Origin of the sequence: Beijerinckia indica subsp. indica ATCC 9039, assembly GCF_000019845.1 — a bacterium.
Taxonomy (GTDB): Bacteria; Pseudomonadota; Alphaproteobacteria; order Rhizobiales; family Beijerinckiaceae; genus Beijerinckia; species Beijerinckia indica.
In genome coordinates this window covers 661,059-682,500 of record NC_010581.1, presented here as the reverse complement: position 1 = coordinate 682,500, position 21,442 = coordinate 661,059, and the positions used below count along the sequence as shown (strand labels likewise).

The window sequence follows — 21,442 nt, the reverse complement described above, 5'->3', positions numbered from 1 at the left end:
TGGTGGAGCCAGACGGGATCGAACCGACGACCTCATGCTTGCAAAGCACGCGCTCTCCCAACTGAGCTATGGCCCCTTATACCTTGCCTCAGGCCTAAGTAGCTTGAGCTTCGGCGCAAAGCGCCGCAAGGCCAAAGGCCGCCGCGCCTGATGCGCGTAAGCCAAGTGGGCGGAGGCCCACGCCGGCGTTTGAGGCTGCTTATAATGGTGGGCCTGGGAAGACTTGAACTTCCGACCTCACGCTTATCAAGCGCGCGCTCTAACCAACTGAGCTACAAGCCCGAACCGTTGAACACACTAGCTGCCAAACCCATAAGATTTATGAATTCAAAGCAGGTAGCGCGGGCTCGTCCAGGAAGAAAGAGAAACGAAGGCGGCGAAATCCCGCGAATTTGGCCTGACTGGCCATTTGTTCCAAGTGATCCGATAGAATGGGGAAAATCCCAATCCTGAAGGATCATCCTTAGAAAGGAGGTGATCCAGCCGCAGGTTCCCCTACGGCTACCTTGTTACGACTTCACCCCAGTCGCTGACCCTACCGTGGTCGCCTGCCCCCTTGCGGTTAGCAAAACGCCTTCGGGTAGAACCAACTCCCATGGTGTGACGGGCGGTGTGTACAAGGCCCGGGAACGTATTCACCGTAGCGTTCTGATCTACGATTACTAGCGATTCCAACTTCATGCACTCGAGTTGCAGAGTACAATCCGAACTGAGACGGCTTTTTGAGATTTGCTGAGGGTCGCCCCTTCGCATCCCATTGTCACCGCCATTGTAGCACGTGTGTAGCCCAACCCGTAAGGGCCATGAGGACTTGACGTCATCCACACCTTCCTCTCGGCTTATCACCGGCAGTCCCCCTAGAGTGCCCAACTGAATGATGGCAACTAAGGGCGTGGGTTGCGCTCGTTGCGGGACTTAACCCAACATCTCACGACACGAGCTGACGACAGCCATGCAGCACCTGTGTTCTCGCCAGCCTAACTGAAGGAAACCATCTCTGGTAACCAAACGAGACATGTCAAAGGTTGGTAAGGTTCTGCGCGTTGCTTCGAATTAAACCACATGCTCCACCGCTTGTGCGGGCCCCCGTCAATTCCTTTGAGTTTTAATCTTGCGACCGTACTCCCCAGGCGGGATGCTTAAAGCGTTAACTGCGCCACTAAGCAGCAAGCTGCCTAACGGCTAGCATCCATCGTTTACGGCGTGGACTACCAGGGTATCTAATCCTGTTTGCTCCCCACGCTTTCGCACCTCAGCGTCAGTACCGGGCCAGTGAGCCGCCTTCGCCACTGGTGTTCTTGCGAATATCTACGAATTTCACCTCTACACTCGCAGTTCCACTCACCTCTCCCGGACTCGAGATCCCCAGTATCAAAGGCAGTTCCAAGGTTGAGCCTTGGGATTTCACCCCTGACTTAAAGATCCGCCTACGTGCGCTTTACGCCCAGTAAATCCGAACAACGCTAGCCCCCTTCGTATTACCGCGGCTGCTGGCACGAAGTTAGCCGGGGCTTATTCTCCTGGTACCGTCATTATCTTCCCAGGTAAAAGAGCTTTACAACCCTAAGGCCTTCATCACTCACGCGGCATGGCTGGATCAGGCTTGCGCCCATTGTCCAATATTCCCCACTGCTGCCTCCCGTAGGAGTTTGGGCCGTGTCTCAGTCCCAATGTGGCTGATCATCCTCTCAGACCAGCTACTGATCGTCGCCTTGGTGAGCCATTACCTCACCAACTAGCTAATCAGACGCGGGCCAATCCTTCGGCAATAAATCTTTCCCCCGTAGGGCGTATCCGGTATTAGCCCAAGTTTCCCTGAGTTATTCCGAACCAAAGGGTATGTTCCCACGTGTTACTCACCCGTCTGCCACTCCGTATTGCTACAGCGTTCGACTTGCATGTGTTAGGCCTGCCGCCAGCGTTCGTTCTGAGCCAGGATCAAACTCTCAAGTTAAATCGAGAATTCAATGCCGGCTGGTCACTACTCTATTCGACGAGTCCCAAGCACACCTGCCTCAAGCTTCTCAGCTCAAAACTCGGTGAACTTGATCCGTGACCGCCAGAGTTCTCTACACGTCCATCCCCTCTCGGAGACGAACCGCAAGGATCCCGCCGACCACGTTTCTCTTTCTTCCGATTCAATTGTCAAACAGCACAGTCCAAAACAGCAGAAGCAAAAACTCCCTAACCCAAAGACACCAAACCACCCAGCCTCTCAGCCAGGGCAGCCTAAACCCGATAAAATCAGGAAAAGTGTCTCGCGTCAGCCACTCAATTCAGCGGCGCCGTCGATGAACGCCTTATAGATCTCCCCCGTTCCGACTGTCAATCCAATTTCTTCAAAAAAGAGACATAGAAACAAAAACCAAGGAAGCTCAAAAGGTTATTCATCGATCGATATAGAGACTAACGCTAGCCGTGCGCCCAACGGCGTCAATGACCATCAGAATAGAAAAGCCGTCCCCGTCAGGCACCCATTGGCTCGTGCGGCCCCGGGATAATTCCGGCAGCGGTTTGCCATTGGCGAGCCATCGAAAAGGCGCCAGCCCTCCCTGTAATTTCAAAACCAGCGGCATGCCATCAGGTTCCGCGCCAAGATCCACATGCGCGCCCTCGGGTGGGTAAACGATTTGTGGCGGCGGCTCCGCTACGAAGAGCGAAGGCAGACCATCCGCAGTGCTCGCGAATCGTCGCTGGCTGATCGGCAGATTCGTCAGGGCAAGCCGCCCGACTCCAACTGGCGCCGGCGGCAGAGGCGTTGCGGCAACGCCGGAACGCGTGAAGGCTTCGAAGAGAATCGGGGCGGCGGTCCCATAGCCGGTGAGGCCCGGAACCGCCCCATTATCCGGTCGGCCAACCCAGACCCCCAAGACATAGCGACCGTCGAATCCAATCGACCAAGCATCACGATAGCCATAACTCGTGCCGGTCTTATAGGCGATGCGCCGTGGCGCGGCGCCGACCGGTGGCAAGACGCCGGACAGAATATCGGCGACATTCCAGGCAGCGGCTGGTTCCAGCAAGGGCGCTCCCTCGATTCGTTCCGGCTGGCCATGGATGCGATCACCGAGCCGCATCAGCCGCTCACGATCGACAAGCCCCGCATAGAGTTGCACCAGATCCATCAGCGTGATGCCGACTCCGCCGAGACCGATCGCAAGGCCCGGCGCTTCATGCGCGGGCAAGGCGAGCCGCACGCCCGCGCGGCGAAACCGCACCAGCAAGCGGACCGGACCGAGCGCATCGAGCAGCCGCATCGCTGGCACATTCAAAGAAAGTTGCAGCGCTTGGCGGATACTCACATCGCCCTGATAGCTCAGATCGAAATTGCGCGGCCTGTACCCAAAAAAATCGGCGGGCCGGTCTTCGATAAGGGTCTCCTGCGCGATCAATCCTTCCTCGAAGGCCAGCCCATAAATGAACGGTTTCAGAGCCGAACCGGGCGAACGGGGCACGCGTGTCATATCAATCCAGCCGGACCGGACGGCATCGAAATAATCCGCCGACCCCACCTCGGCCACGATGTCGCCCGAATGCACATCGGCCATGACCATAGCGAGAGAGAGCTTTGCGCCAATTCTCGCCGCGGCGTCGCGAGCGACGGCTTCAAGCCCTTGCTGGATCCGCCGCCGCAAACTGGTGCGATGTTGCCACGCCTCTGGCGCTTTGCGGAGAGCCGCCTCGGCAAGATGCGGTGCGAAAGCGGGCAGGTTCAAACGCCGATCCGGCAAAGCGACTAGCCTTGCTTGCGCCACATCCTCCGCGTCCACCCCCACGGCTCCCCGTTCCAGCACACGTTGGCGGGCGGCGAGAGCCTCGGCGGGATGAAGATCGGGCCGGCGCTTTTCCGGCATTTGCGGCAAGGCGACGAGCAAAGCCGTCTGCGCCAGGGTCAAATGGCGCGGTTCCTTGCCGAAATAGGCAAGGCTCGCCGCCCTGACACCTTCCAGATTGCCGCCATAAGGCGCGCGCGTCAGATAGAGTTCGAGAATCTGACGCTTGCTCAACCGCCGTTCAATCTGAAGGGCCCGCGCGATCTGACGCAATTTGGCGGGCACCGAACGCCCTTCACGCGGCTCAATCAACCGCGCCACCTGCATGGACAGAGTGGAACCGCCAGAAACGATATGGCCATGGGCAACCAACTGCATCAAGGCACGGCCGAGCGCCAGCGGATCAATGCCTGGATGGTGCCAGAAACGCTGGTCCTCATAAGAGATCACCATGCGAATCAATTGCGGATCGACATCCTCGATTCGCGTGCGCAACCGCCAACGTCCTTCCTTCATGGTGAAGGCGCGCAGCAACAAACCGTCCGCGTCCAGCACTTCCACCGAGGCAATATCAGCTTCATCAAGCGGCGGTGGAAAGGCCAAGTCGGCCAACAGGAGCCCGGCCAAAACCATTCCGACACAAACACAACCGGCAGCAACCCTCGTCGCGATCTTGTGCCAGCCTATCATTTCTGCCCCGCCACGACCTCCATCCGCCCCGTGGATGTCTGCGCGGAAAATTGTGGCCGATACATATCCTCGACCGTCGCCGCCGGATGATCATAAATGCCCGGCGTCACCGCGCGCACGATATAGGCGAGCGTGATGTCATCGTGATCATTGCCTAAATGATCAAAGGCGGCAATGAAACGATCATTCCGAAATTCCGTATGCGCCGCATCCACTTCGTCGAGCCAATCAAAATTCGAAAGCTGCGCGCTGTCGACGAGACTGGGATTGTCGATCTCGAAACCAGCAGGCAGCAGATCATTGATCAGAATTCGCTGTGGCCATTGATTGGTCTCGCTCACATGCAGCACGACGACATAGCGCTCGTTCTGCTTGACCCTGGTCACGGAGGTTTCCTTGCCGCCGAGTGTATAATATTTGCGATCAATCAGGAATCCATTGCCGCCGGCTGGCAAGGGTCGAACCGGAGCCGCGACCGTCGTGACGGTGGCTGTGACTGGAACTGCCGTTTCATTGGTCAGTTTCACCGGATGATCAAGCAAAGCATCGCCATCGAGGTGTGCCCGATATCCGCCCTCGCGCGGCACCCCGTTGACGGTCAGCGCAAGATCCTTGTCTGCCCCCTGGAGTCCGCGGGCCGCGAGCAACATCCACGTCAATTCCTGTGTGCTCGCTGCGGGTTTTTGTTCCCATTCCTGGCTGACGATCTTGACCAAGGCTGGAACGATCGGCGGCACCGGGCGACTTTCCGAGGCCAGCGCCAGCACGGCGGCCGCATCGCGGAGTTGAGAGCCATAATCAGCACGCGCCAGACTCACCTTGGACACAAGCATCTGTTGCGACAGGCCCAGCGCATCCAGGAAGGTGGCCTTTGAGCGTTCCGCATCGCCATAAAAGGCCAAAGCCGCGGCAAGATGCGCCTTGGCAAGCGGAGTCGAAAAATCGGCAAGTTTCGTATCGGCATAATAGCGTAAATCGCTCAGCACGGCCCGGCGATTGCGCGCCAGAACATAGAGCGCGTAAGCGATTTCATTGCCTTTGTCCTTGAGATTATCGTCATAGGCCAGGGAGTTTTGGAGGTTTTCGAGCGCCTGCGCCAAGGCCTCCTCCGGCACATCAAATTTCTGCTCGCGGGCGCGGGTCAGAAAATCACTAATATAGGAATCGAGCCAGAGATCGCCGGAACCCGCCGCCCAGAGCCCGAACCCGCCGCTCGAGCCCTGATAGGAAAGCACTTTGTAGATCCCCTCCTGTACCCGTTGGTGCACATCCCCTTCCTCAGCAAGACCATATTGTTTTGCTAATTCACTGAGATAAAGCAGCGGTAGGGCTCGGCTGGTGATCTGCTCGGCGCAACCATAGGGATAACGGTCGAGCGCCATCAGCAGGGCCGGGACATCGAAGGCTGCCGCGCGCGAAACATTGATGCTGACCGATGCCCCTTGAAGCTGGAAATCGGCGAGCAATTGACGATCGATCGTCAGGCTGCTTTTCGGAATTAGAGAAATGACATGTCGCGCCGTCATGGGAAGGATCGCCGGGCGAACCGGCACATCCAAGGTCTGCGCGAGGGACAATTGGGGAGCGTCATTCACCCCATTCGACACAGTGACAGATACTTCTCCATTGCCCGGTTGAAAGGCATGGATCGGGATCACGAGACTGGATTTTTCGCCTGCGGCAAGGTGAATTGTGCGTGAGAAGGGACTTGTCTCGAAACCAATCGCGGCATTACCCTCAGCCTTGATGTGATAGTCACCCGGGGGTGCATCGGTATTGGCAATATCAAGCCGCAATTCGGCCTTGTCTTCCGGCGCAAGGAACCTTGGCAGGCTCGCCGTGACAACCACGGGATCGCGGATGATGACATCGCCAACCGCATGTCCAACGCCAGATTTCGACCAGGCGACAGCCATGACACGCGCCGTGCCGTTGAATTGGGGAATGTCGAAAACGACATGGGCCTTCCCCCCGGCATCCAGTTTCACTGGACCTGAGAAGAAAGCCACGAGCTTTTGCGTGGGCGGGCTACCTTGGAGCGCCATTTGCCCACCATCGCCACCGGTCCGCAAACGGCCCGTCACACCGAGCGAGCCATCGATCAGCCGCCCATAAAGATCGCGAATCTCAAGCCCGAGCCGCCGCTGACCAAAATACCAGCCGTCCGGATTCGGCGGCTCATAGCGTGTCAGATTCAAAATACCGACATCGACAGCCGCGACAGTGACATAGGCATCCTCCCTCACCCCGGCGCCCGCCACTTCGAGATCGATAGCCAGGGGCTGCCGGGGCTGCATTTTGGCGGGAAGATCTAGCTTGACAAGCAACTGGCGGTCGCCGGGATCAACCCGCAACCATTTGATACCGATGGCGCGCATCGGCATGCGATTGTCGCGTGCATCGCCTGGTCGGAACAAAGTCGCGGTGATATAGGTCCCCGCCCCCCAATCCGCCGTCACGGGAAGCGCGATCTCCCCACCTTTGTCGCCGAGGCTCGCGGTTTTAACAGCGATCAGCTTTTCCGCGCCGACCGCCACCAGAGCTTCACCCGCGTAACGCGACAATATTTTCAATGTCGCGGTTTCGCCGACCTTATAGCTCTGCTTATCGAGCGCGATCTCAAGACCATCCGGGGTTTCCGTGGAACTCGCCTCGACGAACCATCCGGCATCGAAAGCGACGCTCGAACTCGGCCCCTCGGCCTCGCTGGTCTCAATCTCCAGCCGATAGCGCCCGAAAACGACGGGTACGGAAATTCTGGCACCGTCAGCACCAATATCAAGCATGCCGGCAGCGACCTGTTTCGTGGCGTTGACGGGTTCATATTTCCAGGCCGAGCCCTCGCGATACCATTGATAGCGGCGCTCCACGCTCACGAGTTTCCAGGTGAGCCCATGCATGGCCCGTTTATGGCCATCGGGGGAGACTCCGATCACATGAAAATTGGCGATTGTATTTTCGCCAAGGTCCCCGCTGAATTCCGGCTTGATGCCAATCATCGGCCCCTTGGCTTTCACCGGCAGATCGAGCGCACGTTCAATGGCGCGCCCGTTCCCCTCCCGCATACGCACGACGATACGGGCCGAAAGCCATTGCGTCGTGGAAGGGAGGTCACCCAAAGTGACATTGAACGTCGCCTTGCCCGCCTCGTCGAGAACCGGCAAGTCCTCCAGCGCAAGCTCCTTGCCGTCACCCATCTCCTCATCAGCCAGGCCGAAAACATAGTCCTTGAACAGCGCATTCTCGCGGGTCGGCTTGACATTGACATCCCCTTCCAGGGAGAGCCCCGCGGCTGGCGCGCCATAGAGAAACCGTCCCTCCACGCTGACGGGAACAGAGGCTGAAGGCTCGATCTCCTTCACCTTGCTGGTCAGGCTGAATTCGGTGCGGTCCGGGATGAAATCATCGACCAAAAAGGTTCTTTCACCAATCGCCGACCTTTTGGGGTCCACGAAGACCTTCATCGTCCAGGTGCCGCGCAGAGCATTGTCGGGCAAGGGCAAATCCAGCGTATAGCCGCCAGCCGTCCCCCCATCGCGCACGAAACGGCGATCCTCGACCCCATCAGGACGTGTGAAGACGAAGGTCAGGGGAAGGTTCGCGATGGCCACGCTTCTGTCATCTCGCGCGAGAGCCGTCGCGTGTACGGTTTCGCCGACACGGTAGATCCCACGTTCTGTCCAGGCGAGAAGATCAATCGCGCCGGGCGATTCCCGGCCAGCCACGCCACGGTCGGAAAGATCAAATCCCGCGCGCGTCATATCCAGAAAGACGAAATCAGAGCCGCCTGCCCGGGCCATGATGATTGTGGGCGCCAATCCGCCAGTGCCGCGCATGAGCCCCGCGGAGAAAGTGGCGCGCCCTTCGGCATCGGTCTTGGCCGTGCCGAGAATTTCGTTGTTTTTCGCCAGGAGTTGCAAGTCCACGTCCGCCATCGGCTTTGCGGAAGCGAGCGAACGAACGAAAATGGAGAGAGCATCGGTCCCGGCATAAGTGGTAATGCCAAGATCCGAAACGACAAACCATTGTGTGGCCTGTGTATCCGAATCCTCCTTCGCCGTATGCGGCGAAGCCGCGGTCAGGACATAAACGCCGGGTTGGCGTTTCGGCAAGGCCTCATCGACGGGAAAGCTGGTCACGACCTCCTTGTTGAGATCCTGCTGTATATCGATCGCGCCCTGCCAGACGAGTTCACCACTTTCGTCCTGAATACGCTGCGCGCTGTAACGATCGAGTTGGGTCAGGAACTGCGTATTCGTCAAAAGCCCGGCGAGACCACGATCACCGATCCGGTAGAGTTTCAAATCGGCTCTGTCAGTATTTACCGACACGATCGGAATGCCCCGCCGCGCAGAGCCCGGCAAAACGAAATTATCTCCAGTAAAACGCACAAGCGGCGAGCGATCCCGGACATAGATGTCGAGGCTGACCGGTGCTTCCAAAACCTCCCCGACGGAAGATGGCAGGCCGCTTCTCAAACCCAGTTTATAGTGTTGGCCATGGGCAAGGCCCTCGACACAAATTTCATGATCCTTGGCCTCGAAGGCCTTAGGGGCTTTTCCATCGAGCGTGAGGAACGGGGCATAATCGACGCCCGCTTTCACCAAAGCCTCGGAGAATTGGACGCAAGCACGGGGCGAGATGGTATCTTTATCGATGCTATGATCGATGATCCGAAATCCGCGCCGCGCCTTGAGATCGAGATAAGCCGCCTCAACGGATTTCGCGTTCACAAGCGCAAGGCTCGCCTTATAGGCATTGAGCGCGGCGCGATAATTTTCTGACTTTTCCAGCGCGACCGCGAGCTCCACCAGCGCGCTGGCACGCATCGACGCCGTCCGCGTCACGGCATAGCCATTGAGTGCCACAAGCGCCATCTGGCTCGCCAGAGAGGTCGTCTTGCCAAGCTCATTGCCAGCGCGCGCCACTTCGCTCCACAGCTCCGGCTTGTCGGGAGCGGTTGCTAGTGCCAAACGCAAGCTCTCCAACGCCGCGTCGCTCTTTCCGTTCGTAAGATCCTTGCGCGCTTGCTGGATCAGTGCCGGCGCTCCACCACCCAAAGGGGCCCTGCCCCGCGGCAAATTGGCTTTGAAGTCGCGTGCCTGTCGGATCAATTCATTGGAGATGAAATCCAGCTTCGGCGCAGCGCCGAGATCGGCTTCACGGCTTTCGGAATCGATTATCTTGCCAGCGATCGCGCCCGGTGCCTGGTTCATCCGATCGAAGTCGGATTTCAAGAAACACCATTTCACCTTGGGATTATAGGTAAAAGCCTTGCAAGCCTTATTGCCAAGGCAAGAAGCCTGACATTGATCGAGCGTGACATTTTGCTCTGTCCGCAGGTCAAAACCGAAATAATCGACATCCTGAGTGAGCACAGCCTCGCGCTTGGCATCAGCGATAGCGGGAAGGAGAGACACGAGCGTGACAAGCAGCCCGGCGACGAATACGCGAATCGCTGAGACGGACATGCCCCCTCCGTATCATGATCGTTAACTCGGCCGAGATCTTGAATGTTTCAATGACATTGTCAAATCAACTTGGTCAATTCAACTCGGCTGAATGCGTCTGGATCTTGGGCGCATCGACGATTTGACACATTGTCATGTAACTCTCATCATACCGTTTCACCGGAATGGATAGCGAGCGTCCGTTTAGCTTGCACAATGTTACGCTGCGGGCTGCGGCGGATCGAAGGGATGGATGGTTGCTGGTTCGACCTCCCCCCTGTTATGATCAAACTGGAAGAGCGCGTGTTTCTCGCGGCATTCGAGAGGCTATTGATGCCGGATCTGGAAAAGCCCCTCCACCCGAGCCAAGACAAGACAAACACCATCCGGAAGGATGAAAATGCGGAACACCGAGAACGCCGGCTGGAACTGCTGATCGACCGATTGCCGCCACGGCTGCGCCAGGTGATACGCGGGCTCCGTCAGCCTGGCAGGCCATGGCGACGACGCACCGCCGGCGTCCTGTTCATCTGCGGTGGTTTCCTCGCCATTCTGCCGATCCTGGGGCTGTGGATGCTTCCGCTCGGCCTGCTGCTTCTCGCGGAAGACATTCCCCTCCTGGCTCGAGGTTGCGATCGTGCGCTGGACTGGATCGAGCGTTACCGACCGCATTGGTTAAACGATAAAAAGCCGTGAGAGGAGCACTCCACTCGTCGGGGAAAGATTCCATAAATTTCGTGAGAAGGGTTTCTTTGAAATCGAAAATTGGGCAAAAGATTATGCCTAGGTTTTCGGAGATTATGCTGATGCGAACCAAGCTGCTGCTTTCTTCCCTCACGCTCATGCTCGGCATTGGCATCGGCACTGCTTTCGCGGAAGAAGCCTATACGGACGAAGAACAAGAGGCTTGCCAAGCCGACGCCATGCGTCTGTGCAGCGACGCCGTTCCCGATGTCGATCGCGTAACGGCCTGCATGAAGCAGCATATTTCAAGCCTCAGCCCGCCTTGCGCCAAAATGTTTGATAGCGAAAGGCCCCGGCCGCATCGGCATAAATAGATCTTTCTCGTTTTTTCAAAATTGGAATCGGCGCTTGGACTCATCCAGGCGTCAATCCTCTTCCTCCTCGCGGTTCCCTTGATCGATGATTGCGAGAAGACGCAGAGCGCCCATACGATCCTTGAGATCGAGTTCGGCGACTTTCAGCAAAGCCTCGCGGCCTTCCGCAATGCGCCGCAGGCGTGCGAGCAGCCAGCCATAAGCGCGTAAAGAAAAGAGAAAAACCCGCGGTTCTCCGTCGAAATTATTGAAATCCGCATGCGCGCCGGTCACTTGCCGCCAATCTTCGGGAAAGGCATTACGACGCAGGGCATCGACGACCCAGGCCTCGACATGCGGCAGGGCCTCTTTCAGCCGGCGCCGGTAATAATAAAATTTATAGGCGCCGAAATGGACCGCGAGATGGTTTGGCGCCAGGGCGAGAGCCTCCTGGATATAGGCTTCCGAGACTTCCTCATTCTCCCAATTCAGCCCCACCGCGTGCAAGGCTCTTTCGGCCGCCGCCGGCAAATCGCCTCCATAATAGCGCCGCTCGAGCCATGCTTCGTCATCCAACATCCACAACCATCCTATTTCCGTCAGACCGGCTTTTCACCGACAAAGCCAGCGCGATAAAATCCGCTCGGGCGCTAAGCAGCCTTGCGTGGTTAAAACCACAATTGGTTTTGCTTCAAAAGAAGCAAAACCAATGCTGCCAAGAATTTTAAATGTAAGCAAACTTGGAAAAGTTTGCTTAGTGTCAGTCGACGAGGCTCGAGCCGAATCCGATCCCCCTTGCAACCAAGGATTATGCCCGTCAAGACACCGGCATCCACAGGGTCACCGCGTCGAGCGGCCCATTGCCAGCCGAGCATCTTTCACGCGACATTCAGCAAAATTTCCCAAAGGCACAGCAGAAGGAACGGGAAGCCATCATGGCCCGATTAATCGAGGAAAAAGACGCTTCCGAGGAAGTCCGGACGGTCTATGAAGACATCAAGGCGACCCGCAAGACCGATTGGATCAATAATTTCTGGAAGGCCATCGCCTTTCACCCGCCAAGCCTGCGGCTCCTTTGGACTCAGGTCAAACAGGTCATGGCACCTGGCGCGCTCGACCCCTTGACCAAGGAAATGATTTACGTGGCCGTGAGCGTCACCAATAATTGCCGCTATTGCATTAGCTCGCATACGGCAGCGGCACGCGCCAAGGGCATGACCGATGAACAATGGGCTGAATTATTGGCCGTCGTCGCCCTCGCCAATGAAACCAACCGTCTGGCCATCGGCTATGACGTGCCCGTCGATGAAAAATTCCTGCAGGAATGAGGACGGATTGAGTGAAACCGCGTAGCGAGCGAGGATGCCCAGGGCAAAAATGGGAAATCCGTTTGGAAGCACGGTCGGGTTCCCGCTGATGCCAGCTCGCTCGTATGCCGAGTTCACTCATGGCAACTCTTGGTTTCTTTCCGGAATTTCCAATTTTTCGACAGTGCCAGCAAAACTCGAAAGGGTCCAACCGTCATTTTTCATGGCCGTTGGGGAAGGAGAGGCCCATGTTCATCATCGCGCGCAATATCGAAGGTCCCCGCCTCCATTGCGAGGCGCTCATGGTCGACAAGAAGACGTTTTCCCCCTGGCCTCCGGAAGCCGAGGATGGCTGGCGCCGTGTCTATAAATTCCGCGACCGTCTGCAAGCCGAAGTCGTCCGCTTGGAACTCGATCCCCTAGGAGAACAGCTCAGGGTGATCGATGCCGTTTATATTCCCTGATCCAGGGGTCTCCACCGACCCAAATCCCGCCAAGGCGGAGGTTTTATGTTTAAAATCAACATAATCCCGATAAACGGGTGAATGCCTGCAAACCAGCCATTCCACCCGTCGAAAGTCAGATATCACTGCTGAAAATTTTTGCTTTTCAAGCCTTGCGATATTTTGTGATATATTGGTCAATAAGGTTGTTGGCTTCGGTCGTGTCGAGCCAGCCTTCAGTCATTTCCTCGGTCTTGAACTCGCGGCCGAGATTGAACGGTTCATCATAGCCGTTCAAACGCAGGAGTGCGCCCCATTTGCCACTCGGCAATTTGGCGACCGTGACTTCCTCACCTGGATTCAGGTTCATAACGATAGTTCTCCATCAGACGTCTAGGAGTTAGGCGAAAAGCCCTGATCCTAATCAAAAAACGAGCCAGTTGCCCCACACTGGCCTGAGTTACCCACACGGCCGACTCAAGCCTTCCGTAACCGGCTCGCAATTTATGCTCTTTCGACGACTCTTCCGCGACTCCCCTTTATTCAGAGTGCGGAACGCGTACCGCTTCTCGTGGGAAAGATGCTTGATCCCCCAGAACGAGAAGCTTGCCAGCGAAACGGGCAATCTGGGACGGCCCGCTTTTGATCGGTTGAAAGTTCTTTCCAAGCTCAAGAAATTGATTTGGCCTCGATCGCCTAGGATCTTACCGTCCGGGCTCCTTTGCGGATGTGAAGGTGCCTTCTGTCGATCGGGCGAGCAATGGTATGAATGGATCTCGATGGAGCCTTGGGCTCGCGGCTTTCTTTTGCGTTGTCAGCATCGGCGCGGCTGGCGCTCAAGACAAAGGAACGCATGCTAAACCAAAGACAACGTCCTCTTCAGGCAAGTCCAGTATCTCTGTGACCACCGAGAAGCCTCCACAAACAACCATTCCTATGGATTTTTCAGGGATGAGCAAACGTGGAGTGGATCTGCCGTCGGACATCAGTCGAAATGCCCGTCGCGGCGCTCCACCAACGGGCGCAGGGATACAACCCAATGGGAACGGTGGCTTCTCGCCAGGAATGAATATCAATTTCTGACGAACAGACAGAGCGATGAGCCGCAGACGCAGCGGTCACAGCCAAGCCTGAGGCCAAAATTCGGACTGCGCTAAATTGTCAGGACATCGAGAATCGAGGGCCCATGCTCAGGGTCCTATTCCGTGACCCAAGCAGCCACGCGGAATTTTCTTTCCTGAAAGCTGAGCGGCAAGGGCGGCGCGCGCATGGAACTCTGGGCCAACACGAAAAACATGACCTTGCCTGAGTATGGCTTTTCAGCGGCCTTCCGGCTTTTGCACAAGTATCGATGTAATCATCTACCGCCTCTTGAAAGGCCGATTTCAGACCGGCGACTTTGTCGGCGTGAAACCCAACGACATCATTAATGCCGGCAAGATGTCCGACAAAAAGCATATCCTCAGGATTAAACTCGACCCTGGCAAAATATCCTTTGTAGTTCATCGTGTTCATGGCCTGCCCCCTAGTTTCGTCAGAAACTTCCCGCATCCCCACTTGGGCCCGTCGGCTCGTTCGCGCCGCTCGAAACCGTCTCACATAGCGGCGTCTTCTATCAGGAGGCTTGACCATGCCGACAAGCCTCCCACCGCGCGAGGAATCTCCCCCAAAGAAATCCGTGGCCTTACCTGGGCAGCGACCCATGCCAGCCGGGAGGCCTGTGACGCATCCGAAGCGGCGTGCTCTGCCATCGTCGATTGGATTATCGCCCGGCAGGAGGCAGAAGCCAGGAATGATGAATCGGGAAAGGGGACCGAATGAGCCTCGCTGTCAACATCAAAGCCATGGTCAAGCAGTGTTGCACGGCCGGAGGATGGTATGTCCCATCCGAACGGCCATCTGACAAGAACGTGTTGGAGGCCTAACGCATGCGGCAGATTTTGGGGATAGGGCGATTTTACACCGCTGTTACCCAAGCCATCCGTGAATTTTTGGATTTAGCTCAGCCATTGTTTTTGATGGTGGGCGCACACAGGCTCGAACTGTGGACCCGCTGATTAAGAGTCAGCTGCTCTACCAACTGAGCTATACGCCCATCAAAAACACCATGTTTCCCTAAACACCGTGGGTGTCCGAAACAGGTGAACGCGCATTTAGCAAACGCGGGCTCACCTGTCTAGCCCTTCTTGAAGGTTTCAAGACCTTATCGCACAATCTCAACCGGCGAGGCTGTCGTCGGGGCGGCTCTTGTGTCGCCGCACGACCAGTTTATTCAAGGCGGCAATATAGGCCTTGGCCGAGGCGACCAGCGTATCCGGATCGGCGCCACGGGCCGTCACGGTCTTGCCATCCTCGCTCAAGCGCACTGAGACTTCCGCCTGCGCATCTGTGCCCTTGGTGACGGCATGGACCTGATAAAGTTCCAGCACGGCCCCATGCGGCACCAAGGCCTGCACGGCATTGAAAATAGCGTCGATTGGGCCATTCCCCGTCGCCTGATGGGTTTGCTCCACCCCGTCGATCGTCAGCGTTAAGGCCGCCGATTGCGGACCCTTGGTTCCGGCGATCACGGTGAGGGCCACAAGCTTGATTCGATCATGCGCGTGAATAATTTCATCATCCACCAAAGCGATCAAATCTTCATCGTAGACGATCTTCTTGCGGTCAGCGAGATCCTTGAATCGAGCGAAAGCTTCCTCGAGCGCGTTTTCACCGAGCTCATAACCAAGTTCCTTCAATTTTTCCTTGAAGGCGTGGCGGCCCGAATGCTTGCCCATGACCAGTGAGGTTTTATGCACGCCGACACTTTCCGGCGTCATGATTTCATAGGTCTGCGCATTTTTCAGCATGCCATCCTGATGAATACCGCTCTCGTGAGCGAAGGCGTTCCGACCAACGATCGCCTTGTTATATTGCACCGGGAAGGAGCTGACTGCCGAAACGAGCTTCGAGGCTCGCGTCAACATGCGTGCATCGATATTGCTGTGATAGGCCAAGGCGTCTGCCCGCACCCGCAAGGCCATGACGACCTCTTCCATGGCGGCATTGCCAGCTCGCTCGCCAAGACCATTGATCGTGCATTCCACCTGCCGCGCGCCACCCTTGATACCGGCCAAAGTATTGGCCACGGCAAGGCCGAGATCGTTGTGACAATGGACCGAGAAGATCGCCTGGTCGGAATTAGGAACGCGCGTCCGCACTGTTTCGAACAAAGCCTGATATTCTTCCGGAATCGTATAACCGACCGTGTCAGGAATATTGATCGTGCGTGCGCCGGCCTTGATCGCCGCTTCCACGCAGCGGCACAGAAAATCGATCTCCGTGCGGGTGCCGTCCTCAGCCGACCATTCGATATCATCGATACGATTGCGCGCCCGTCCGACATAGGTCGAAATCATGTCAAGGACTTCGCCCGGCTCCTTCTGCAATTTATATTTCATATGCAGCGGAGAGGTCGAGATGAAGACATGCATGCGGGGCCGTACGGCATCACGCAGGGCCTCGGCGCAACGATCGATATCGCGCGCTGCAGCGCGGGCAAGACCGGCGACACTCGCCCGCTTGACGCGGCGGGAGATGGCCGAAACGGCCTCGAAATCCCCCTCCGACGTGACGGGAAAACCCGCCTCGATCACATCGACGCCCATCGCGTCCAAGAGTTCGGCTACTTCGATCTTCTCGTCGAGATTCATCGAGGCACCGGGCGATTGTTCGCCATCGCGAAGAGTCGTGTCGAAGATGATGATTTGTTCCGTATTGGCGGTTTCCTGGATGGCGGACCCCATTGCCGGTTCGGAAGACTTATTCGTGGTCATGATTTTGTCCTGGGTGAGGAGAGATGCTGAAACTTCGATCGATCCCCTGAGTGCCCAGGCAAGGCCCGGCCGGCTCTCAGGGGCAACTAAGAAGCAGCAACGAACCGGACAGGAGAGCGGCAGCGCGAGCCGAGGCGAGAACATGTCCCGTCCCTTTAGCCAGCGAAAGAATTGTGCCGCAGTTCACGTCTGTGATCCCACTTTCAAGAAAGCGCTTCCGGTATGGACCTCAGATGGATCCTGTTTCCCTAACGCCCTTGGACGTCTTGTCATAAACGCAAACTTGTCCAAAAGCAACCTGAGCCGCCGGCCTCGCGCCAGTCCCGTGCAAGTCAACAGCGATGCTTCGAGTGATTTCGACAATAAATATAAATAAATCAATTGCTTTTAGCAAAATCAGACCTTCGATGCGGGCAACATGACAGCACGAATATTGACGTGACCTTCACAAACTGGTCTATGTCCCGACACCGAGGCACGGATCGAAACGGATTCCGAAGTCCGGCCATGAATGGACCTTTCGCTGAGTTCTTCAAACACGGCGAGATTTTTGTCTTTCCTGCACTTATGGAAAAACAAAAGTCGGGTTCTGGCTTAATCGATCACCACTACTGGAGATGGAGATCCCTTGGCGGCGCATATGACTTTGGCGAGCCCGCTTTTCAACGCCTGGCATTTTCGTGAATTGATCCGGGCGGTGGTGCGGCGGGAATTGGCGGCAAGGTTCCGGGGTTCGATCCTCGGCTGGCTTTGGGCCGTCTTCGGCCCGCTCGTTATGCTGAGCGCCTATACGATCATTTTCTCCAATGCGGTCGGCGTGCCGAATTCCGCCAAGGGCGGTGGACTGGGGACCTACGCCCTGTCCATTTTCTCCGGCCTGATCGTCTTTAATTTGTTCAGCGAACTCGCCTACCGTTCGCCCGGTCTGCTGCATGAGCATGTGACCTTTATCAAGAAATCGATCTTTCCCAGCGAGACCTTGGCCTGGACCGCGACCATTCGTGCCCTCGTCTATGCGGCGATCAGCACCGCAGTCCTGCTCGTCTTCCAGATCACCTTGACCCATCAGCTGCCCTGGACGATTCTGTTCGCGCCACTCGTCCTCATACCCTTCACGATGTTTCTGCTCGGGACCTGCTGGTTCTTGATGGCGCTCGGGTCTTTCACGCGCGATGTAGCTCATCTGATGATTTCGATCGTGCCGGTCTTGATGTTCGCGACGCCGATTTTCTATTCGATTGATGACGTGCCGCCCCATTTGCGCCGTATTGTCCACTGCAACGTCGTCGGCAATTACGTCGAGATCTTCCGCGATCTGGTCGTCCTTGGACGCCTGCCCGGGCCTTATCTCTGCCTTGGCACCTTGATTGTTTCTCTGCTCGTCTTCTATTTCGGCTATCGCATCTTCATGCAGTACAAGGCTGTTTTCGTCGATGTCATCTGATCAAGTCATTTCCTGCGACCATGTCGGCAAAGCTTTCCAGCTCTATTTGCGGCGCAATGATCAGATCATGCAGACGCTGTTTGGTCATTGGAAACAATATTATCATGAGCATTGGGTCCTGAAGGATATCAGCTTCAAGGTCGCGCGGGGCGAGAGTTTCGGCATTATCGGCCGCAACGGCGCCGGTAAAACGACCTTGCTGCAGATCCTGTGCGGCATCACCACGCCGACCCATGGCACGGCGACTGTGCAGGGCCGTATCGCGCCAATCCTCGCTCTGGGTACCGGCTTCGACCATGAATTGACCGGCCGCGAGAATGCGCTGATCGGAAGTGCCATCCTCGGCATGAAACGGGCCGAGGCGCTCGCCCGCATGGATACGATCGCCGCTTTCGCCGATATCGGCGAATTCTTCAATCAACCTCTGAAAATGTATTCGAGCGGCATGGTGGCGCGGCTTGCCTTCGCGGTCTGCGCCCATGCCGATGCCGATATTCTCATCGTTGATGAGGCGCTTTCCGTTGGCGACGCGGCCTTTGGCGCGAAATGTGACGCCTTTATCCGTAATTTCGCAAAGCATGGGACGATCCTCTTCGTCTCGCATGATCTCATCACCGTCGAGGCGCTTTGCGATCGCGTTTTATGGATCGATGACGGACGCGTGCGCGGGCTCGGCAAGCCGCATGAGGTTGTCCCACATTATCGAGCGACACTCGAGGGTCAGTCCACGCCGTCCGTGCGGCCGGCCGAGCCGACCTATCTCAGCGCATAGAGCAGAGAATATCGGGGCCAAAAGATCAAAAGAGAGTGGCAAATCCTAAAGTATCACCCGCTTTAGAAGCATTTTGACATGTCTTCGAAGCACCGGTGCATGGACGCCACTCCATGAACGTCCTCACCCGTCTCACAGGCCGGTTCACGCGCCCTGATATTCCTCGGCACCTTGTTGATAGTCCGTCGCTGCGCGCCGCTGAATAAGGAAATTGGCATTCTTGCGGTAGAGGAGATAGCAGCCCACACCCAATTCCGCCGCGATCGCCAAACCGACCAGCCAGACGAGGCGCGGATCTTGCCGCACCAGGGTTTCAGCGCCGATCAGGATCAGAATATGGGCGAGCGGCACGACGATGAAGGCGGTCAACCCCGCCTTGGTGCTGCGCCCCGTTGCATTAGCCAAAGTCAAGACGAGACCCATGGCAAGTATGGTATGGCTGAGGGCAAGAAAAGGAACGGCGAACCGTTTCGTCGCTTCGCTCGTCCATTCGGAGAAACGGCGCGGATCGTCGGCCTGCTGCGGCCTTTCCCGAAAAAATTCCAGAGCTGGGACTTCGAAGACGCCGCGCCAATTGCGTTTCGGCATGCCGCCCGTTCCCTGCATGTCGATGGGGATGACATATTCATCGAAATGGGCCGTATGGATGGCGGTGGCGCCTTCGGGCCGGCTCTCAATCGAGCCGTCGCTCAAAACCAGCATGACCCCATTCTCATTGCGGCGGAATTCCGCGATTGAAGCCGTGATGATCTCTTCTTCTTTCTTTTCGTCGGAAAATTGGTGAATGAACATGCCCGAAACGACATCGGACGATCGCCAGCGCTGGAAATAGAGTGTCTTCGAGCCGTTATCGAACGTATAGAAATGGGCGGGCTCGAGCATGCGGTGATTGAGCGAATTACGGATGACGTGGACCACATCATGCATCTGTCCGACATAATTCGGAGCAACGAAGGAAGCGACAAAATAGCCGAAAAAGACGCAGACCATGGCGATGACAATACCCGGCAGGCAGATCGACCAGACCGAGAGCCGCAGGGAATAAAGGACAGCGATCATCCCTTCCGAGGCCATGCGATAGAATTCTAACGCGATGGCGATCCCAACCGCCATGGGCAACGCGATATAGAGAACGGTCGGCAAGGTTCCGAGCAGAGCTGGCCAGATAAGGCCGCCACGCACCGCCGCCGGAGGCAAAGCGCTGAACAGCGAGGTCATGACGAGCGGCAGACAAAGGCTCGCCTCTATCATCAGAACCGAGAGAGCGATCCGCCGGGTCAGATAAAGCGTCAGCAAACGGGGCATGAATCCTCGATCTTCATCATCGCTCGCGGCCATTGTTCAAAGGGTTTGGCATGACCCGCGTCATGGGAACACTAGAGCATAACCCCCGCAAGTTGAAAACATTGGGATAGGATCGGGCGCCTACGGTGATTGTGCAGACGGGATCTATGCGGCCAAACTACGGCTAGAATTTCGCCCGGGCATGAGCCTTTTGCGAAAAATCGCGCCAAGCCGCATCGAAAGCCCGCTGGCCCATCAAATGCGCGTCCTTCATACCGGACCAATGGGCGAAATAAATTTTATTGCCACAATGATCGCGAGGACCTTCCGCATCGAAAGTCACGCCTTCAGCCTTGTAGAAGCTCTCGCCCGAGGCACCCTCGACCCAATCCCAGAACGACAGGACTTTCAGTCCCTTCCGATGGACGACGAAATTGGTCACCGGCTGCGCATAAAGGCCGCCGCGCTCGCGCACGCGGTGGAAGATCTTTTCGTCGCGATCGATGATGTCGTAAAAATCCTGCAAGGAAAGCAGACGGTTCGATGTGAGAAAAAACCCGTCATTGAACGTCAGGGCTTCACGCAGAAAATCATAATCCGCCCGCTTCTTATTATAGACGAAGTCATTTTCACTGGTTTGCGCGGCAACGATGAATTCCGCCTTGCCCGCTTCGAGCCGGCCGAACATCTCCCGCATGTCCCGGAACAGGACGATATCGACGTCGAGATAAATCACCTCGTCGAGCGGCAGGGCAAGCGACAGGAATTTGCGCAAACGACGACGATGACCCGGCGAAAGCGGATAGAGCCGTTTGGCCAGAGCGTCGAGCGCGACACTATCGGGATCGACGACCGTGACCCCGTAAATTTCCGCCGCCTTCCGCGTCAGGGAGATGTTATCGTCGTAGGGGATGATATAAAGTGGAAGTGTCGCGTTCGTGGCCAGATAACTTTCGAGAAAAGGAAGCAGCCAGTCGATGATCTTGTCGTTGGCGATGACGGCTATGCCATAATTTTTCTGCGTCGGGGCTTGAAGCATGGATCTCTATTCGGCAAGGGACATGAAGCTGCGGCAAACGTGCGCCACACATGCCGCGTTCTCGGCGGCTTTTCAAGCCGAGCCTCTACAGGCGCGCAATCTTGCCAGAACATGAACTTTTCGAAAGGATCACAGGCCCTTTTGGAGAAACACGCAAAATTTACCCCTATAGGTCTGGTTCTATAGGGGTTTTTGAGTCTAGTTCTCAGAAAAAGATGCGCTATCTGAGATCAAGGGTCGAAGATTGCGAATCTTTCATTCTCTTCTGAGCGTTTTCGCTTGTATAGATTGGCGGAAATTCGAAGATGCTCCATCGGTCGCCTCTTATGACCGATGGTATCGAGAAGCCGTGTCGGAATCAGCGAGGCAGCACGCCCGGGCTTTAAAA

Annotated in this window: 14 protein-coding genes, 3 tRNA genes and 1 rRNA gene; 7 read left to right on the top strand and 11 right to left on the bottom strand. The window is 56.6% G+C overall.

What is annotated here, in order from left to right; all coding sequences use genetic code 11:
* From BIND_RS03110 to BIND_RS03090, 5 genes are all read right to left on the bottom strand, one after another.
* A tRNA-Ala gene (locus BIND_RS03110) sits at nt 1-76 on the bottom strand.
* 129 nt (nt 77-205) lie between these two features.
* Nucleotides 206-282 (bottom strand) — tRNA-Ile (locus BIND_RS03105).
* A 185-nt stretch (nt 283-467) separates the two neighbouring features.
* A 16S ribosomal RNA gene (locus BIND_RS03100) occupies nt 468-1,954 on the bottom strand.
* 433 nt (nt 1,955-2,387) lie between these two features.
* Nucleotides 2,388-4,463, bottom strand: a complete 2,076-nt coding sequence (pbpC, locus tag BIND_RS03095) for a penicillin-binding protein 1C (protein ID WP_012383614.1) — start codon at nt 4,461-4,463, stop codon at nt 2,388-2,390.
* Nucleotides 4,460-9,934, bottom strand: a complete 5,475-nt coding sequence (locus BIND_RS03090) for an alpha-2-macroglobulin family protein (protein WP_012383613.1) — start codon at nt 9,932-9,934, stop codon at nt 4,460-4,462. Before BIND_RS03090 ends, pbpC begins: the two co-directional genes overlap by 4 nt.
* A 312-nt stretch (nt 9,935-10,246) precedes the next feature.
* On the opposite strand from BIND_RS03090, the gene BIND_RS03085 reads away from it, so the two are divergent.
* Nucleotides 10,247-10,609, top strand: coding sequence for a hypothetical protein (locus BIND_RS03085; protein WP_050764092.1), 363 nt, complete (start codon nt 10,247-10,249; stop codon nt 10,607-10,609).
* 110 nt (nt 10,610-10,719) lie between these two features.
* Entirely contained in the window at nt 10,720-10,971 is a 252-nt protein-coding gene (locus BIND_RS03080) for a hypothetical protein (protein ID WP_012383611.1), read from the top strand.
* Between the two features lie 51 nt (nt 10,972-11,022).
* On the opposite strand, the gene BIND_RS03075 is transcribed toward BIND_RS03080, so the two are convergent.
* Entirely contained in the window at nt 11,023-11,529 is a 507-nt protein-coding gene (locus BIND_RS03075) for a hypothetical protein (protein ID WP_012383610.1), read from the bottom strand.
* A gap of 356 nt (nt 11,530-11,885) precedes the next feature.
* On the opposite strand from BIND_RS03075, the gene BIND_RS03070 reads away from it, so the two are divergent.
* Nucleotides 11,886-12,278, top strand: a complete 393-nt coding sequence (locus BIND_RS03070) for a carboxymuconolactone decarboxylase family protein (protein WP_012383609.1) — start codon at nt 11,886-11,888, stop codon at nt 12,276-12,278.
* Nucleotides 12,279-12,505: 227 nt separating this feature from the next.
* Nucleotides 12,506-12,721: a hypothetical protein gene (locus tag BIND_RS03065; RefSeq protein ID WP_012383608.1), complete on the top strand. Its 216-nt coding sequence runs from the start codon at nt 12,506-12,508 to the stop codon at nt 12,719-12,721.
* Nucleotides 12,722-12,866: 145 nt separating this feature from the next.
* Here BIND_RS03065 and BIND_RS03060 read toward each other — a convergent pair whose 3' ends face one another.
* A complete protein-coding gene (locus BIND_RS03060) occupies nt 12,867-13,070 on the bottom strand; it encodes a hypothetical protein (protein WP_012383607.1) in 204 nt (67 codons plus the stop codon).
* Nucleotides 13,071-14,011: 941 nt separating this feature from the next.
* On the opposite strand from BIND_RS03060, the gene BIND_RS21570 reads away from it, so the two are divergent.
* Entirely contained in the window at nt 14,012-14,521 is a 510-nt protein-coding gene (locus BIND_RS21570; protein ID WP_041777900.1) for a hypothetical protein, read from the top strand.
* Between the two features lie 198 nt (nt 14,522-14,719).
* Here BIND_RS21570 and BIND_RS03050 read toward each other — a convergent pair.
* Nucleotides 14,720-14,795, bottom strand: a tRNA-Lys gene (locus BIND_RS03050).
* 121 nt (nt 14,796-14,916) lie between these two features.
* Nucleotides 14,917-16,515 carry a 2-isopropylmalate synthase gene (locus BIND_RS03045; RefSeq protein WP_012383606.1) on the bottom strand — a complete coding sequence of 533 codons (1,599 nt, stop codon included), beginning with the start codon at nt 16,513-16,515 and terminating at the stop codon, nt 14,917-14,919.
* Between the two features lie 628 nt (nt 16,516-17,143).
* On the opposite strand from BIND_RS03045, the gene BIND_RS03035 reads away from it, so the two are divergent.
* Complete coding sequence (locus BIND_RS03035) at nt 17,144-17,959, top strand: ABC transporter permease (protein WP_244395948.1); 816 nt, start codon at nt 17,144-17,146, stop codon at nt 17,957-17,959.
* Nucleotides 17,949-18,731: an ABC transporter ATP-binding protein gene (locus BIND_RS03030; protein ID WP_012383604.1), complete on the top strand. Its 783-nt coding sequence runs from the start codon at nt 17,949-17,951 to the stop codon at nt 18,729-18,731. The genes BIND_RS03035 and BIND_RS03030 overlap by 11 nt, the downstream gene beginning before the upstream one ends.
* A 144-nt stretch (nt 18,732-18,875) precedes the next feature.
* Here the strand turns inward: BIND_RS03030 and BIND_RS03025 are convergent, their stop codons facing one another.
* On the bottom strand, nt 18,876-20,036 hold the full coding sequence (locus BIND_RS03025) for an LptF/LptG family permease (protein ID WP_012383603.1): 1,161 nt from the start codon (nt 20,034-20,036) through the stop codon (nt 18,876-18,878).
* Nucleotides 20,037-20,199: 163 nt separating this feature from the next.
* The gene (locus BIND_RS03020; RefSeq protein WP_012383602.1) at nt 20,200-21,054 is read right to left on the bottom strand and encodes a hypothetical protein; all 855 of its coding nucleotides are present in this window, start codon (nt 21,052-21,054) and stop codon (nt 20,200-20,202) included.
* Nucleotides 21,055-21,442 lie beyond the last annotated feature (388 nt).